This is a genomic window from Kitasatospora sp. NPDC005748, from assembly GCF_040630735.1.
Taxonomy (GTDB): Bacteria; Actinomycetota; Actinomycetes; order Streptomycetales; family Streptomycetaceae; genus Kitasatospora.
In genome coordinates, this window is the sequence record NZ_JBEXYD010000004.1 from 130,077 (window position 1) to 145,554 (window position 15,478).

The 15,478-nt window shown below is 71.3% G+C and carries 13 protein-coding genes; 7 read left to right on the top strand and 6 right to left on the bottom strand.

What is annotated here, in order from left to right:
* Positions 1-41 precede the first annotated feature (41 nt).
* Positions 42-602 (top strand): ATP/GTP-binding protein, encoded by a 561-nt coding sequence (locus tag ABZ495_RS05110; protein ID WP_329492280.1) that lies wholly within the window; start codon positions 42-44, stop codon positions 600-602.
* Between the two features lie 77 nt (positions 603-679).
* Complete coding sequence (locus ABZ495_RS05115; protein WP_329492281.1) at positions 680-1,852, top strand: cytochrome P450; 1,173 nt, start codon at positions 680-682, stop codon at positions 1,850-1,852.
* 51 nt (positions 1,853-1,903) lie between these two features.
* Here ABZ495_RS05115 and msrB read toward each other — a convergent pair whose 3' ends face one another.
* From msrB to ABZ495_RS05135, 4 genes are all read right to left on the bottom strand, one after another.
* Positions 1,904-2,314, bottom strand: a complete 411-nt coding sequence (msrB, locus tag ABZ495_RS05120; protein WP_359804438.1) for a peptide-methionine (R)-S-oxide reductase MsrB — start codon at positions 2,312-2,314, stop codon at positions 1,904-1,906.
* Complete coding sequence (gene murC / locus ABZ495_RS05125) at positions 2,311-3,747, bottom strand: UDP-N-acetylmuramate--L-alanine ligase (protein ID WP_359804437.1); 1,437 nt, start codon at positions 3,745-3,747, stop codon at positions 2,311-2,313. The genes msrB and murC overlap by 4 nt, the downstream gene beginning before the upstream one ends.
* 133 nt (positions 3,748-3,880) lie before the next feature.
* Positions 3,881-4,342 (bottom strand): indole-3-glycerol phosphate synthase, encoded by a 462-nt coding sequence (locus ABZ495_RS05130; protein WP_352288121.1) that lies wholly within the window; start codon positions 4,340-4,342, stop codon positions 3,881-3,883.
* A 129-nt stretch (positions 4,343-4,471) separates the two neighbouring features.
* Entirely contained in the window at positions 4,472-5,272 is an 801-nt protein-coding gene (locus ABZ495_RS05135) for a pyrimidine reductase family protein (RefSeq protein WP_329489998.1), read from the bottom strand.
* Positions 5,273-5,398: 126 nt separating this feature from the next.
* Between ABZ495_RS05135 and zapE the strand changes: the two genes are divergently transcribed.
* From zapE to ABZ495_RS05155, 4 genes are all read left to right on the top strand, one after another.
* Positions 5,399-6,442: a cell division protein ZapE gene (gene zapE, locus ABZ495_RS05140; protein WP_359834606.1), complete on the top strand. Its 1,044-nt coding sequence runs from the start codon at positions 5,399-5,401 to the stop codon at positions 6,440-6,442.
* A gap of 36 nt (positions 6,443-6,478) precedes the next feature.
* Complete coding sequence (uvrB, locus tag ABZ495_RS05145; RefSeq protein ID WP_329489999.1) at positions 6,479-8,569, top strand: excinuclease ABC subunit UvrB; 2,091 nt, start codon at positions 6,479-6,481, stop codon at positions 8,567-8,569.
* 246 nt (positions 8,570-8,815) lie between these two features.
* Positions 8,816-9,397: a TerD family protein gene (locus tag ABZ495_RS05150; protein WP_329490000.1), complete on the top strand. Its 582-nt coding sequence runs from the start codon at positions 8,816-8,818 to the stop codon at positions 9,395-9,397.
* Positions 9,398-9,644: 247 nt separating this feature from the next.
* Positions 9,645-10,625 (top strand): TerC family protein, encoded by a 981-nt coding sequence (locus tag ABZ495_RS05155; RefSeq protein WP_329490001.1) that lies wholly within the window; start codon positions 9,645-9,647, stop codon positions 10,623-10,625.
* A gap of 87 nt (positions 10,626-10,712) precedes the next feature.
* Here ABZ495_RS05155 and ABZ495_RS05160 read toward each other — a convergent pair whose 3' ends face one another.
* Both ABZ495_RS05160 and ABZ495_RS05165 read right to left on the bottom strand, forming a co-directional pair.
* Complete coding sequence (locus tag ABZ495_RS05160; protein ID WP_359834493.1) at positions 10,713-11,366, bottom strand: MBL fold metallo-hydrolase; 654 nt, start codon at positions 11,364-11,366, stop codon at positions 10,713-10,715.
* Positions 11,367-11,496: 130 nt separating this feature from the next.
* Positions 11,497-12,264, bottom strand: a complete 768-nt coding sequence (locus ABZ495_RS05165) for a maleylpyruvate isomerase family mycothiol-dependent enzyme (protein ID WP_359804432.1) — start codon at positions 12,262-12,264, stop codon at positions 11,497-11,499.
* 271 nt (positions 12,265-12,535) lie between these two features.
* Between ABZ495_RS05165 and uvrA the strand changes: the two genes are divergently transcribed.
* The gene (gene uvrA / locus ABZ495_RS05170) at positions 12,536-15,439 is read left to right on the top strand and encodes an excinuclease ABC subunit UvrA (RefSeq protein ID WP_329490004.1); all 2,904 of its coding nucleotides are present in this window, start codon (positions 12,536-12,538) and stop codon (positions 15,437-15,439) included.
* The last annotated feature ends 39 nt before the right edge of the window (positions 15,440-15,478 follow it).

Below are 15,478 nucleotides of genomic sequence, written 5' to 3' on the forward strand. Positions count from 1 at the left end.
CCGACCGGGTGGGCTACCTGCCCGACCGGGACCAGACGCTGATGAAGCTGGTGGTCGCCGGTCCGTTCGGCGTCGGGAAGACCACGCTGATCCGCACCCTGTCGGAGATCCCCACGCTGCACACCGAGGAGGCGATGACCGAGACCGGTGCCCCCGTCGACGACGCGGAGGGTCTGCCGGGCAAGACCACCACCACGGTGGCGGTCGACTTCGGTCGCCTGACGCTGCCCGGGCAGGTGGTGCTCTACATGTTCGGCACCCCCGGGCAGCGCCGGTTCTTCCCGCTCTGGCAGGACATCGCCCGCGGCGCCCTCGGTGCCCTGGTGCTGGCCGACACCCGCCGGCTCGCCGACTCCTTCGAGATCATGGACATGGTCGAGGAGCAGGGGCTGCCCTACGCGGTCGCCGTCAACTGCTTCCCGGGCGCGCCCGCGCACCCGATCGAGGTGCTCCGGGCCCACCTGGACCTGCACGCCGCCACCCCGCTGGTGCTCTGCGACGCCCGTGAGCGCGGTTCCAGCCTCGACGCACTGATCGCGCTGACCGAGCACGTGCTGCACGGTCTGCCCGCCACACCCGACGCCGCCCCGGAGCAGCCGTGACCAGCACCGACGAAGCGACCGCCACCGACGAGGCCCCCACGGCCGCCGGCTCCGGCAGCGCGCCCGGCGCCCGGCCGGTGCCGATCTACGGCCCGGCCTTCGCCGCCGACCCGCAACTCGTCTACGAGCGGCTGCGCCGCTACGGCGCCGTCGCCCCGGTGGAGATCTCGCCCGGCGTGGAGGCCCTGCTGGTCACCGACTACCAGGCCGCGCTGGACCTGCTGCGCGACACCGACACCTTCTCCAAGGACTCCCGGGCCTGGCAGCAGACCGTCCCGCCGACCTCCCCGCTCCTGCCGGTGCTCGGCTACCGCCCCACCGCCTTCTTCAGCGACGGCGAGGTGCACGCCCGCTACCGCCAGGTGATCACCGACGGCCTGGCCCTGCTCGAACCGCACCTGTTGCAGCGCCGGGTCGCCGAGGTCGCGCACCGGCTGATCGACGCCTTCGTGGCCACCGGTTCGGCCGATCTGATCGACGAGTACGCCCGGCAGCTGCCGGTGGCCGTGTTCAACACCTGGTTCGGCGTCCCCGAGGAGCACAGCGCCCGGCTGGTGGCCGGCATCGCCGGCATGATGGAGTCCACCGAGAAGGCCGTCGCCGCCTACGGCGACCTCGTCTCCGTGGTCACCGGCATGGTCGCCGAGCGGCGCGAGCGCCCCCGGCACGACCTCACCTCGTGGTTCCTCACCCACCCGGCCGGGCTGGACAACGACGAGGTGGTCCGGCAGATCACCCTCACCATGATCGCCGGGAACCAGCCGACCACCAATCTGATCGGCAACGCGCTGATGCGGCTGCTCACCGACGCCCGGTACGCGGGATCGCTGTTCGGCGGCGCCATGACGGCCTACCAGGCGATCGACGAGGTGCTCTGGCACGACCCGCCGCTGGCCAACCTCTCCGCCCACTACCCGCGCTACGACATCACTTTCCACGGCCGGGAGATCCCCGCCGGCTCGCTGGTGCTGGTCTCCTACGGGGCCGCCAACTCGCAGGCCGCGCCGCCCACCGACGGCACCGAGCTGCGCAGCGGCGAGTCCGCCCACCTGGCCTGGGCGGCCGGCCCGCACGCCTGTCCGGCCCGGGACCCGGCGCTGCTGATCGCGATCACCGCGATCGAGCAGCTCACCAGCCGGCTGAGCGACCTCGAACTGAGCACCGGCGCCGAGGACCTCCTCTGGCGTCCGGGCCCGTTCCACCGCGCCCTGCTCCACCTCCCGGTGCGCTTCCAGCCGGTCGGCGGATAGCCGCGGGCCCGGGCGCCGAACCGGCTCCCGGGCCCGCGTGCCGTGCCGTGCTTAGCTGCCGTCGGCCGGGCGCAGCGTCAGCGAGATGCTGTTGATGCAGTAGCGCTGGTCGGTCGGCGTGCCGTAGCCCTCGCCCTCGAAGACGTGGCCCAGGTGCCCGCCGCAGCGCGCGCAGCGGACCTCCACCCGGCGCATGCCGAGCGTGGTGTCCTCGATGTACTGCACCCGGTCCCCGGCGAGCGGGGCGTAGTAGGACGGCCAGCCGCAGTGGCTGTCGAACTTGGTCTCCGAGCTGAACAGCTCCGACCCGCAGGCGCGGCAGCTGTAGACCCCGACGGTCTTGGTGTCGGTGTACTCACCCGTGAACGGGCGCTCGGTGCCGGCTTCGCGGAGCACGTGGTACTCGTCGGGGCTCAGCTCGGCGCGCCACTCGGCGTCGCTCTTCTCGATCTCGTAGCTCATCGCAGACTCCCGGTCGGCAGGTCTCGGACGTCGGTGCCAACGCTCGCGAGGTGCCGGAGGATTTCCGGCCCGAGGTTGGTGACGTCACCGGCGCCCATGGTGAGCAGCAGGTCGCCCGGGCGGGTCAGGCCCGCCAGCAGGGCGGGGGCGGCGTCGAACGCGTGCTCGGCGGTGACCTCGGCACCGGCCCGCTTCGCCGCGTCGATGATCAGCTCGCTGGTGACGCCGGGGATCGGGTCCTCGCGGGCGGGGTAGATGTCCAGCACCACCGAGGCGTCGGCCAGGGCGAGCGCCCGGCCCATCTCCTCGGCGAGCTGCTGGGTGCGGCTGAACAGGTGCGGCTGGAAGACCACGAGCACCCGCCCGGCGCCGTGCAGGCCCTCCCGGATCGCCTCCAGGTCGGCGGTCATCTCGGTGGGGTGGTGGGCGTAGGAGTCGATCACCTGGACGCCGGCCGCCTCGCCCTTGAGCTGGAGCCGCCGCCGCACGCCGGTGTAGGCGCCGAGCGCCTTGGCGAGGTCGGCGGCCGGCACGCCCAGGGCGACGCCGGCGGCCAGCGCCGCGACCGCGTTGTGGGCGTAGTGCCGGCCGGGCACCGAGACGGTGAAGGTCAGCTCGGCGCCGTCCAGCCGGACGGTGACCTCGCTGGTCATGCCGTGCGCGACCACCGACAGCACGCGGACGTCGGCGTCCTCGGCCGCGCCGACGGTGACGACGTTCAGGCCCTCGCGGCCGGCCACCCGGGAGGTCAGCTCGCGGGCGCCGTCGTGGTCGGCGGAGACCACCAGGGTGCCGCCGGGGGCGATCCGGCCGACGAAGGTCTCGAAGGACTCGTAGATCTCCTCGATCGAGGCGTAGTTCGCGTGGTGGTCGAGCTCGACGTTGAGCACGATCGCCACCTCGGGCGCGTACTTGTGGAAGCTGCGGTCGCTCTCGTCGGCCTCCGCGACGAAGATCTCGCCGGTGCCGTGGTGGGCGTTGGAGCCGGGCGCGTCGAGGTCGCCGCCGATCGCGTACGAGGGGTCGAGGCCCAGCTCGCCGAGGGCGACGGCGAGCATGCTGGTGGTGGTGGTCTTGCCGTGGGTGCCGGCCACGGCCAGCGCCCGGCGGCCGCCCATCAGCGCGGCCAGCGCGTCGGAGCGGTGGACCACCGGGACGCCCCGCTCGCGGGCGGTGGCCAGCTCCGGGTTGTCCGCGCGGATGGCGCTGGACACGACCACGCTGCTGACGCCGTCCGGCACGTGCTCGGCGGCGTGGCCGATGTGCACGACGGCGCCGAGCGCGCGCAGCGCCAGGACGGTCTCGGACTCCTTGGAGTCGCTGCCGGAGACGCTGGCGCCGCGCACCGCGAGGATCTTCGCCAGGCCGGACATCCCGGCGCCGCCGATACCGATGAAGTGCGGGGCGTGCAGGTCGTGCGCGGCGTCGTTCAAGGCAAGGCTCCGTACGGGCGGGGGCAGACAAGGGGCAGAGCGGGTACAGCGGGTACGTCGGTCGGCGGACCAACGGGCGAATCGTCCTCGCGGACGGGCCGCAAGGACGATTCTGCACCACCGGCGGGTCGGGTCAGGAGTCGCTGGCGAACAGCCGCAGGACGGGGACACCCACCTTGTGCCGGGCCTGGGAGGCCCAGTCGCGGTGGAAGAACTCCTCCACGAAGTGCGGCGAGGTGAGCACCACGACCTCGTCGGCCCGGTGCTCCTCGACCACCGCGCGCAGCCGGTCCAGCGGCTTCTCCTCGACCAGCTCGCCGATCGCCTCCGCGCCGGCCTGGCGCAGGTGGCGCAGGCTGTGGGCGAGCGATTCGCCGGCCACCGTCGGCTCGTGCTCGGACTCGTCGTGCTCGCGCACCACCTTGTCGAGGTGGCCGAGGGCGACGTCGTCCAGCGCCCTCAGCAGCTCGTCCTGTTTGCCGCGCGGCTGCATCAGGACGACGAAGGACACCTTCTCGTCGCTGTGGAGCGTGGTGACGAGCTCCACATCGGCGTCGGAGAGCGCCTTTTCGATCATCAGTACCGTCTTGAACACGTGAGTCCCTTCCAGTGACCGGCCCCCGGGCCCCGGCATCGCATCCCATACTGCCCGGCGGGAAGCTTTCCGCATGCTGCCCCGCGACCCTGCGGGCCACGCGGGTGGAGCTCCCGAAGGAGAGCGGGATCACTGTCCGGCGGTCACGGGGGCCGGTGACGCGGCTTGCGGGTGAAGACGCAGGTAGCGGGTGAAGAGGAATCCTTTCTGCTCGATCAATGAGACCAGTCGCATCCGCTGCACGTCAGGCATTTCCGCATCGTGGATGATGCGCGGCGCGTCGCCGGCCGTGATCAGCGGTGCCACCGACAGGCACAGCTCGTCCAGCAGGTCCGCGGCGGCCAGCTGCCCCAGCAGCCGCGGACCGCCCTCGCTCAGCAGCCTCGTCCACCCCCGCTCGGCCAGGGCCGCGACCGCGGCGGGCAGGTCCACCGAGCCCTTCCCGGCCACCACCACGTCGGCCACCTCGGCCACCGCCCGGCGGCTGCGCGCCGGCGCGTCCTCGGTGGTGATCACCACCGTCCGCACCAGCGGCTCGGTGAACAGCGGCGCCGCGAGGTCAAGCCCCAGCGAGCGGCTGACGATCGCGATCACCGGGGCCGGGGCCTGCCCGGCCGCCGCCCGCGCCGCGGCGAAGTCGGCCCGGGCCCGGCCCGGCCGGTACCCCTCGGCGCGGACCGTCTCGGCGCCCACCAGCACCACGTCCGACAGCGCCCGCAGCACTCCGAAGATCCGTTTGTCGGCGTCCCCCGAGAGCCCCTCGGACAGGCCCGCCAGCTTCGCCCCGCCGTCCAGGCCGGCCACCATGTTGGCCCGCAGCCACGGCCGGCCGTGATTCACCTGCTCGGGGTACGCGTAGACGGCGGCGAGCGACTCCAGCGACGCGGGATCGGCGAACGGCCGGGACAGCGGACTGATCAACTGTTGCATGCCGCCCAGTCTCGTCGCCCGGGGCCCGGCGATCCACCGGCGGCCCTCGGCCCGAGCGGTGCGCCGGCAGGCGTACCCTCTAGTACCGTGCCCGCAGCCCCACTCCCCGACGCGCCGACCGAGCCGATAGCGACCGCAGACGTGGCCACCGCTCCCCTCGCGCTCACCGACCGGCGCCCCGTCGTCCCCGCCGAGCGCCTGGTGGCCGAGATGGTCCCGCCACCGCGCTTCTCCCTCGTCAGCTTCGGAACGTACCTCCCGGACCCGAACCAGCCCAGCCAGTACGAGGCGGTCCAGGTCCTGGAGCAGTTCGCCGGCACGCTCAACGCCGGACACGGCGGCGCCCCCAAGCGCAGCTGGTTCCGCCGTACGGCCCCCGTGCCCACCGGCCCGGCCGGCGTCTACCTGGACGGCGGCTACGGCGTCGGCAAGACCCACCTGCTGGCCTCGCTCTGGCACGCCGCCCCCGGCCCCAAGGCGTTCGGCACCTTCGTCGAGCTGACCAACCTGGTCGGCGCGCTCGGCTTCCAGCAGGCCGTCCGGACCCTCTCCGACCACCGCCTGCTCTGCATCGACGAGTTCGAGCTGGACGACCCGGGCGACACGGTGCTGGTCTCCACCCTGCTCGGCCGCCTGGTCGACAACGGCGTCAAGCTCTGCGCCACCTCGAACACCCTTCCGGAGAAGCTGGGCGAGGGCCGGTTCGCCGCCGCCGACTTCCTGCGCGAGATCCAGGGCCTCTCCGCGCACTTCCGCCCGATGCGGATCGACGGCCAGGACTACCGCCACCGCGGCCTGCCGGCCGCCCCGCCGCCGTACGACGACGAGACCGTCGCCGCCGTCGCCGCCCGCACCCCGGGCGCCTCGCTGGACGAGTTCTCCGGGCTGCTCGACCACCTCTCCGCCGTCCACCCGAGCCGCTACGGCGCGCTGCTGGACGACGTGCAGGCGGTCTGCCTGCGCGGCGTGCGGCAGGTCGACGACCAGTCGACCGCGCTGCGCCTGGTCGTCCTCGCCGACCGGATGTACGACCGCGAGCTGCCGATCACCGCCTCCGGGATCCCCTTCGACCAGGTCTTCCCCGAGGAGATGCTGCGCGGCGGCTACCGCAAGAAGTACCTCCGGGCGGTCTCCCGGCTGGTCGCGCTGGCCCGGGACAGCGCCAAGTAGGCACCGGTTGTCAGTGGTGGGTCGTACGGTGGACACGTGCGACCCATCACGAGTATTGAGCGCTCAGAGACGCCCTTCGAGGTCGTCAGCCCCTTCCAGCCCAATGGCGACCAGCCGGCGGCGATCGCCGAGCTGGAGCGCCGGATCCGCGCGGGGGAGAAGGACGTCGTCCTGCTCGGCGCCACCGGCACCGGCAAGTCGGCCACCACGGCCTGGATGATCGAGAAGCTGCAGCGCCCCACCCTGGTGATGGCGCCGAACAAGACCCTGGCCGCCCAGCTGGCCAACGAGTTCCGGGAACTCCTGCCGAACAACGCGGTCGAGTACTTCGTCTCGTACTACGACTACTACCAGCCCGAGGCGTACGTCCCGCAGACGGACACCTACATCGAGAAGGACTCCTCGATCAACGAGGAGGTCGAGCGGCTGCGCCACTCCGCGACCAACTCGCTGCTCACCCGCCGGGACGTGGTCGTCGTCGCGTCCGTCTCCTGCATCTACGGCCTCGGCACCCCGCAGGAGTACGTCGACCGGATGGTCCGGCTCAAGGTGGGCGAGGAGATCGACCGCGACGTGCTGCTGCGCCGCTTCGTCGACATCCAGTACACCCGCAACGACCTCGCCTTCACCCGCGGCACCTTCCGGGTCCGCGGCGACACCATCGAGATCTTCCCGGTCTACGAGGAGCTCGCCCTGCGGATCGAGATGTTCGGCGACGAGATCGAGTCGCTGTACACCCTGCACCCGCTGACCGGCGAGATCATCAGCCAGGACGACTCCGTCCACGTCTTCCCCGCCTCGCACTACGTGGCCGGCCCGGAGCGGATGGAGCGGGCGGTCAACGACATCGAGAAGGAGCTGGCCGAGACGCTGGCCCGGATGGAGAAGCAGGGCAAGCTGCTGGAGGCCCAGCGGCTGCGGATGCGCACCACCTACGACATCGAGATGCTCCGCCAGATCGGCACCTGCTCGGGCGTCGAGAACTACTCGATGCACTTCGACGGCCGCGCGCCCGGCTCCCCGCCGAACACCCTGCTCGACTACTTCCCGGAGGACTTCCTCCTGGTCATCGACGAGTCGCACGTCACCGTCCCGCAGATCGGCGCGATGTACGAGGGCGACGCCTCCCGCAAGCGCACCCTGGTCGAGCACGGCTTCCGGCTGCCCTCCGCGATGGACAACCGCCCGCTCAAGTGGGAGGAGTTCCTGGAGCGGACCGACCAGACCGTCTACCTCTCGGCCACCCCCGGCGCGTACGAGCTGTCCCGCGGCGACGGCCAGGTCGAGCAGATCATCCGCCCGACCGGCCTGATCGACCCCGAGGTGATCGTCAAGCCGACCGAGGGCCAGATCGACGACCTGGTGCACGAGGTGCGGACGCGGGTGGAGCGGGACGAGCGCGTCCTGGTCACCACCCTCACCAAGAAGATGGCCGAGGACCTCACCGACTACATGCTCGGTCTGGACATCCGGGTCCGGTACCTGCACAGCGACGTCGACACGCTGCGCCGGGTCGAGCTGCTGCGCGAGCTGCGGGCCGGCCGGTACGACGTGCTGGTCGGCATCAACCTGCTCCGTGAGGGCCTCGACCTGCCCGAGGTCTCCCTGGTGGCGATCCTGGACGCGGACAAGGAGGGCTTCCTGCGCTCCGGCACCTCGCTGATCCAGACCATCGGCCGCGCGGCCCGCAACGTCTCCGGCCAGGTCCACATGTACGCGGACCGGATCACCCCCTCGATGGCGAAGGCGATCGACGAGACCAACCGCCGCCGGGCCGTGCAGCAGGCCTACAACAAGAAGCACGGGATCGACCCGCAGCCGCTCCGCAAGAAGATCGGCGACATCCTGGACACCCTCGCGCGCGAGGAGGTCGACACCGACGAGCTGCTCTCCTCCGGCTACCGGGCGGGGGGCAAGGGCAAGGCCCCGGTGCCGGCGCTGGGCGCGGACCGCAAGCCCGCCAAGAGCCTGCCGGCGGCCGAGCTGGCCGAGCTGATCCAGTCGATGACCGAGCGGATGCACGCGGCCGCGACGGACCTCCAGTTCGAGGTCGCGGCCCGGCTGCGCGACGAGGTCAAGGAGCTGAAGAAGGAGCTCCGCCAGATGCGCGAGGCGGGTATCGCGTAGCGCCGGTCGCGGCCCGCGCCGGGCTTGGCCGGATCCGGTACCGGTCAAGCCCGGCGGTGTCTCAGCCTTGCCACAAACGGGTAGACGCTGACGGACGCGGCCGACCGCAGGCCCTAGGCTGGCCTGCGGTGCCGCCCGGGACGGGCGGTCGCATCAGGGGGCCTCAGCCGGGGGACGGCAAGGGGGTGTTCCACCGTGAAGCCGGCGCGGATACCGACCGCCCGGCTGGGCAGAGAGGACAAGGCCGTGTCGGTGAACCTTGCCAAGGGGCAGCAGGTCAGCCTGCAGAAGGGTTCGGGCGAGTCGCTGACGGTCGTCCGGATGGGGCTGGGCTGGAAGGCGGCGCCCAAGCGCGGTCTCTTCGGCAGCCGGACGCGACAGATCGACCTGGACGCCTCGGCGCTGCTGTACGCCGAGCAGACCCCGTCCGACGTGGTCTTCTTCCAGCACCTGGAGAGCAACGACGGCTCCGTCCGGCACACCGGGGACAACCTGGTCGGCGGCACCGGGGCGGGTGAGGACGACGAGTCGATCCTGGTCGACCTGGCCCACGTACCGGTGCACATCACCCAGGTGGTGTTCACGGTCAGCTCGTACACCGGGCAGACCTTCGCCGAGGTGCAGAACGCGTACTGCCGGCTGGTGGACGACTCGACCGGGCTGGAGCTGGCCCGCTACGAGCTGGCCGGCGGCGGCCCGCACACCGGCCAGATCATGGCGAAGGTGTTCCGCGAGCCGTCCGGCGGCTGGGGGATGCAGGCGATCGGCGCGCCGGCCCGGGGCCGGACCTTCCAGGACCTGCTGCCGGCCATCGAGCCCTTCCTCTAGCGGGCGGGGTCCCGGCCGGCGGCAGGCGCCCCGGGTCGTTCTTTACCTTCTTTACCTTCTCTTGGTTCTTCTGTTAGCCTCGTGGGAGCGGAGGGGAGTATTCCCTCGCAGTTGTCCCGTCATCACGGGCGCCCACCTGGCGGCGTCCCGGGGCGCTGGTCCGCGGGCGCCGCACATGCGCCCGGCGGGCGGAAGAGACCTCCGGCAGTGACGATGACTGTCTCGCCTACCTGCCGGAGGAGCAGTAGTGGACGTTTCCGTAAGTTTGTGGATCGGCACGATCGGTGTGCTGTTGGCCCTGATCGTGGCCGACTTCTTCATCGGCGGCCGCAAGCCGCACGAGGTGTCGGTCAAGGAAGCCGGTGTCTGGACCACGGTCTGGATCGTGCTGGCCGCCGTCTTCGGCGGGTTCCTCTGGTGGCACTCCGGCTCCAAGCCGGCCGGTGAGTTCTTCGCCGGGTACATCACCGAGAAGTCGCTCAGCGTCGACAACCTGTTCGTGTTCATCCTGATCATGGGCAAGTTCGCGGTGCCGAAGATCTACCAGCAGCGCGTGCTGATGTTCGGTGTGATCATCGCCCTGGTGCTGCGGGCGGTCTTCATCGCCGGCGGCGCGGCCCTGGTGGCGCAGTTCTCCTGGGTGTTCTTCATCTTCGGCGGCTTCCTGGTCTGGACGGCCTGGAAGCTGATCAAGGAGGCCCGGGCCGACGAGGAGGACGAGGAGTTCGAGGAGAACCGGCTGCTCAAGTCGATCGAGCAGCGCTTCCCGTCGACCGACAAGTACCACGGCACCAAGCTCTTCATCCGGGAGAACGGCCGTCGGCTGATGACGCCGATGCTGATCGTGATGCTCGCGATCGGCACCACGGACGTCCTGTTCGCGCTGGACTCGATCCCGGCGATCTTCGGCCTGACCCAGGACCCGTACATCGTCTTCACCGCGAACGCCTTCGCCCTGATGGGGCTGCGCCAGCTGTACTTCCTGATCGGCGGGCTGCTGAAGAAGCTGGTCCACCTCTCCTACGGCCTGTCGGTGATCCTCGGCTTCATCGGCGTGAAGCTGGTGCTGCACGCGCTGCACGAGCAGGGTGTGCACGTCCCCGAGATCGGCATCCCGTTCTCGCTGGGCTTCATCGTGGTGGTGCTGGCCGTCACCACGGTGACCAGCCTGATCGCCGCGAAGAAGCAGGAGCGGGCCGACGAGGCCCCGGAGAAGATCGACGCCTGATCCCCTGATCCCCGGGACCCCCGGGGTCCAGGGCGGCGGGCCCGCGACCGAGCAGTGGTCGCGGGCCCGCCGTTCGTCGTACCGGGGCTACCAGCCGCGCTCGCGCCACTCCTGGAGGTGCGGGCGCTCGGCGCCGAGGGTGGTGTCCTTGCCGTGGCCGGGGTACACCCAGGCCTCGTCCGGCAGCACGTCGAAGATCTTCTCGTTGACGTCCCGGTAGAGGCTCTCGAAGGCGGCCCTGTCGTCCCAGGTGTTCCCGACGCCGCCGGGGAAGAGGCAGTCGCCGGTGAAGACGTGCGGGTGGCCCTGGGGGTCGTCGTAGACCAGCACGATGGCGCCGGGGGTGTGCCCGACCAGGTGCCGGACGGTCAGCTCGATCTGCCCGAACCGCAGCGGCTCGCCGTCCTCCAGCAGCAGCTCGGTCGGGACGTCGATGCCCTCGGCGTCGTACCGCCCGGCGGCGGTGCGGGCGCCGGTCGCCGCGACCACCTCGGCGAGCGCGCCCCAGTGGTCGTGGTGGCGGTGCGTGGTGACCACGGTGGTCAGCTCGTCACCGACCGTCTCCAGCAGCACCGCCGCGTCGGCGGCGGCGTCGATCAACAGCTGCTCGTCGGTGGCCCGGCAGCGCAGCAGGTAGGCGTTGTTGTCGTACGGGGCGACGGCCGCCTTGGTGATGATCAGGTGGGCCAGCTCGCGCACGTCCGGCGGCCCGCCGACCTTGACCGCTCCGTGGTACGTCATCCGTCCGCTCCTCGTCGTTCCGGGGCCGCCGTCGGCATCGCCCCTGCTGCCAGCATCGTCGCGCGGCCGGGCCGCGTCTTGTGGATCTTCCCGCGCCGGGGCCCGGCCCGGTGCGGGGGCCCGCCCCGCGTCAGCCCAGCGGCGGGAGCGCGGGCAGCGCGGCGCGGCCGTCGGGGAGCTGGTCGCCGCCGCGGTGGACCTGCAGGCCGTCGCCGTCGGAGCGGCCCGAGAGCCAGGCGGCGAGCGCCCGCACCGGGCCCTCGGCGGTCAGTCCGGGCCCCTCGCCGGCGGTGCCGATCACGGCCCGGTCCTCGGTGTCGTCGGCGACCAGCTCGACCGCGGGCAGGCCCTCGGCGCCCGCCAGCCGGTCGGACAGGCGCCGGAACTCGGCCACCGCGAAGAGCTCCGGCCAGTGCGCGGGGGAGTAGCCGGCGGCCAGGTCGACGTGGTGGTACTCGACCTCCATCAGCCGCTTCCACGGGATGTCGGCGGCCGGGAAGACGTAGCCGGTGCGGTGGCGCACCTCGGCCGTCCAGGCCCCGGGCGCCAGCGCCGCGGCGGCCGCGGCGAACCGCTCGTCGGAGTCGCGCAGGTCGTCGAGCTGGACATCGAGCGGGCGGTCGGCGCCGTCCTCGATGCCCTGGTCACGGGCCTCGTCGCTGGGGTACTGCGGGATGTCGGTGGCGGTCCGGGCGCCGTCGAGCAGATTGACCAGCGAGTCCGCGTTGCGGGCCAGGTGGGCCAGGACGTGGCCCCTGGTCCAGCCCGGCAGGGCGGAGGGCTCCGCGAGGGCCTCGGGCTTCAGTCCGGCCACGGTGTGCAGCAGGTGCCCGGTGCTGGTGGCGACCAGCCGGAGCCGCTCGTCGGCGAGGTCGGCGGCGGTCTGGGGGTCGGTCATCGGTGGCGGCCTCCGTCGGAGTGGTCGGCAGCGTTGCCCGCACGGGCACTCGCTCGTTGACGAGGGTGACGCTATCTCCGATGTCACGGCTGAGCAGGGCTTTTCTCGAACAGGCCCGGTCAACGTCGAGCAGGTCTCTCACTCGATCGGGTGGACTCCGCTGGACAAGGTCGAGAATCGAACGCCTGAGCTATAGGCTGGCAGGCGCATCCTGGAAGAAGTACACCTCTCACGCAAAGCCATCTCGCCCCGGAGAAAGGCGCCAGAAGCAGTGGCCGACCGCCTCATCGTCCGCGGTGCTCGCGAGCACAACCTCAAGAACGTCTCGCTCGACCTGCCCCGCGACTCCCTCATCGTCTTCACGGGCCTCTCCGGCTCCGGCAAGTCCTCGCTCGCCTTCGACACGATCTTCGCCGAGGGCCAGCGCCGATACGTCGAGTCGTTGTCCTCCTACGCCCGTCAGTTCCTCGGGCAGATGGACAAGCCCGACGTCGACTTCATCGAAGGCCTCTCCCCGGCCGTCTCGATCGACCAGAAGTCCACCAACCGGAACCCGCGCTCGACCGTCGGCACCATCACCGAGGTCTACGACTACCTGCGCCTGCTGTTCGCGCGGATCGGCAAGCCGCACTGCCCGCACTGCGGCCGCCCGATCGCCAAGCAGTCCCCGCAGGCGATCGTGGACAAGGTGCTGGAGCTCACCGAGGGCACCCGGTTCCAGGTGCTCAGCCCGGTGGTGCGCGAGCGCAAGGGCGAGTTCGTCGACCTCTTCGCCGACCTCCAGTCCAAGGGCTACGCCCGGGCCCGGGTGGACGGCGAGACGGTCCAGCTCGCCGAGCCGCCCAAGCTCAAGAAGCAGGAGAAGCACACCATCGAGGTGGTCATCGACCGCCTCACCGTGAAGAGCAGCGCCAAGCGCCGGCTGACCGACTCGGTGGAGACGGCCCTGCGGCTCGGCGGCGGCATGGTCGTGCTCGACTTCGTCGACCTCCCGGAGGGCGATCCGGAGCGCGAGCGGATGTACTCCGAGCACCTCTACTGCCCGTACGACGACGTGTCGTTCGAGGAGCTGGAGCCGCGCTCGTTCTCCTTCAACTCGCCGTTCGGCGCCTGCCCGGACTGCTCCGGCCTGGGCAACCGGATGGAGGTCGACCCGGAGCTGGTCGTCCCCGACGAGGAGAAGTCGCTGGACGAGGGGGCCATCCACCCCTGGTCCGGCGGCCACACCAAGGAGTACTTCCAGCGCCTGATCGACGCCCTCGCCGGCGAGCTGGGCTTCCGGACGGACCTCCCCTGGGCCGGGCTGCCGGCCCGCGCCAGGAAGGCGCTGCTGTACGGGCACAAGCACCAGGTCGAGGTGCGCTACCGCAACCGCTACGGCCGGGACCGCTCCTACACCACGGGCTTCGAGGGCGCGGTGCCGTTCATCCAGCGCCGGCACACCGAGGCGGAGAGCGACAGCAGCCGCGAGCGCTTCGAGGGCTACATGCGCGAGGTGCCCTGCCCGACCTGCCGGGGCACCCGGCTCAAGCCGGTCGTGCTGGCCGTCACCGTCGAGGGCCGGTCCATCGCGGACGTCTCGGCGATGTCGATCAGCGACTGCTCGGACTTCCTCGGCGCGATGAAGCTCAACGCGCGGGACAAGCAGATCGCCGAGCGCGTCCTGAAGGAGGTCAACGAGCGGCTGCGGTTCCTGGTCGACGTCGGCCTGGACTACCTCTCGCTGAACCGCGCGGCCGGCACCCTGTCCGGCGGCGAGGCCCAGCGGATCCGGCTCGCCACCCAGATCGGCTCCGGCCTGGTCGGCGTGCTCTACGTGCTGGACGAGCCCTCGATCGGCCTGCACCAGCGGGACAACCACCGGCTGATCGAGACCCTGGTCCGGCTGCGGGACATCGGCAACACCCTGATCGTCGTCGAGCACGACGAGGACACCATCAAGATGGCCGACTGGGTGGTCGACATCGGCCCGGGCGCCGGTGAGCACGGCGGCAAGGTGGTGCACTCCGGCTCGCTCAAGCAGCTGCTCGCCAACAAGGAGTCGCTGACCGGCCAGTACCTCTCCGGCAAGCGGTCCATCCCGATCCCGGCCACCCGCCGCGAGCGGGACAAGAAGCGCCAGCTGACCGTCCACGGCGCCCGCGAGCACAACCTCAAGGACGTCACGGTCGGCTTCCCGCTCGGGACGTTCACCGCGATCACCGGGGTCTCCGGCTCCGGCAAGTCGACGCTGGTCAACGACATCCTCTACACCCACCTCGCCCGGGAGCTGAACGGCGCCCGCAGCGTGCCGGGCCGGCACACCCGGATCACCGGCACCGACCAGGTGGACAAGGTCGTGCACGTCGACCAGTCGCCGATCGGCCGCACCCCGCGCTCCAACCCGGCCACCTACACCGGCGTGTTCGACCACGTCCGGCGGCTCTTCGCCGAGACGCAGGAGGCCAAGGTCCGCGGCTACCTGCCCGGCCGGTTCTCGTTCAACGTCAAGGGCGGCCGCTGCGAGAACTGCTCCGGCGACGGCACCATCAAGATCGAGATGAACTTCCTGCCGGACGTCTACGTGCCGTGCGAGGTCTGCCACGGCGCCCGGTACAACCGGGAGACGCTGGAGGTCCACTTCAAGGGCAAGTCCATCGCCGAGGTCCTGGACATGCCGATCGAGGAGGCGATGGACTTCTTCGAGGCCGTCCCGGCGATCGCCCGGCACCTGCGGACGCTCAACGACGTCGGCCTCGGCTACGTCCGGCTCGGCCAGTCCGCGCCGACCCTCTCCGGTGGTGAGGCGCAGCGCGTCAAGCTCGCCTCCGAGCTGCAGAAGCGCTCCACCGGGCGGACGGTCTACGTGCTGGACGAGCCCACCACCGGTCTGCACTTCGAGGACATCAGCAAGCTGATCAAGGTGCTCTCGGGTCTGGTGGAGAAGGGCAACACGGTGATCGTCATCGAGCACAACCTCGATGTGATCAAGACCGCCGACTGGATCGTCGACATGGGCCCCGAGGGCGGCTCCGGCGGCGGCATGGTGGTGGCCGAGGGCACGCCGGAGCAGATCGCGGCGGTCTCCGAGAGCCACACCGGCAAGTTCCTCCGGGACATCCTCCCGGGCGAGTTCACCGACGCCCCGGCGCCGGTGAAGGCCCCGCGCAAGCGGGCGGTCGCCAAGAAGAAGTAGCGCCGCGAGGTCGGCGGCACGACATCGGCCCGGCCGACC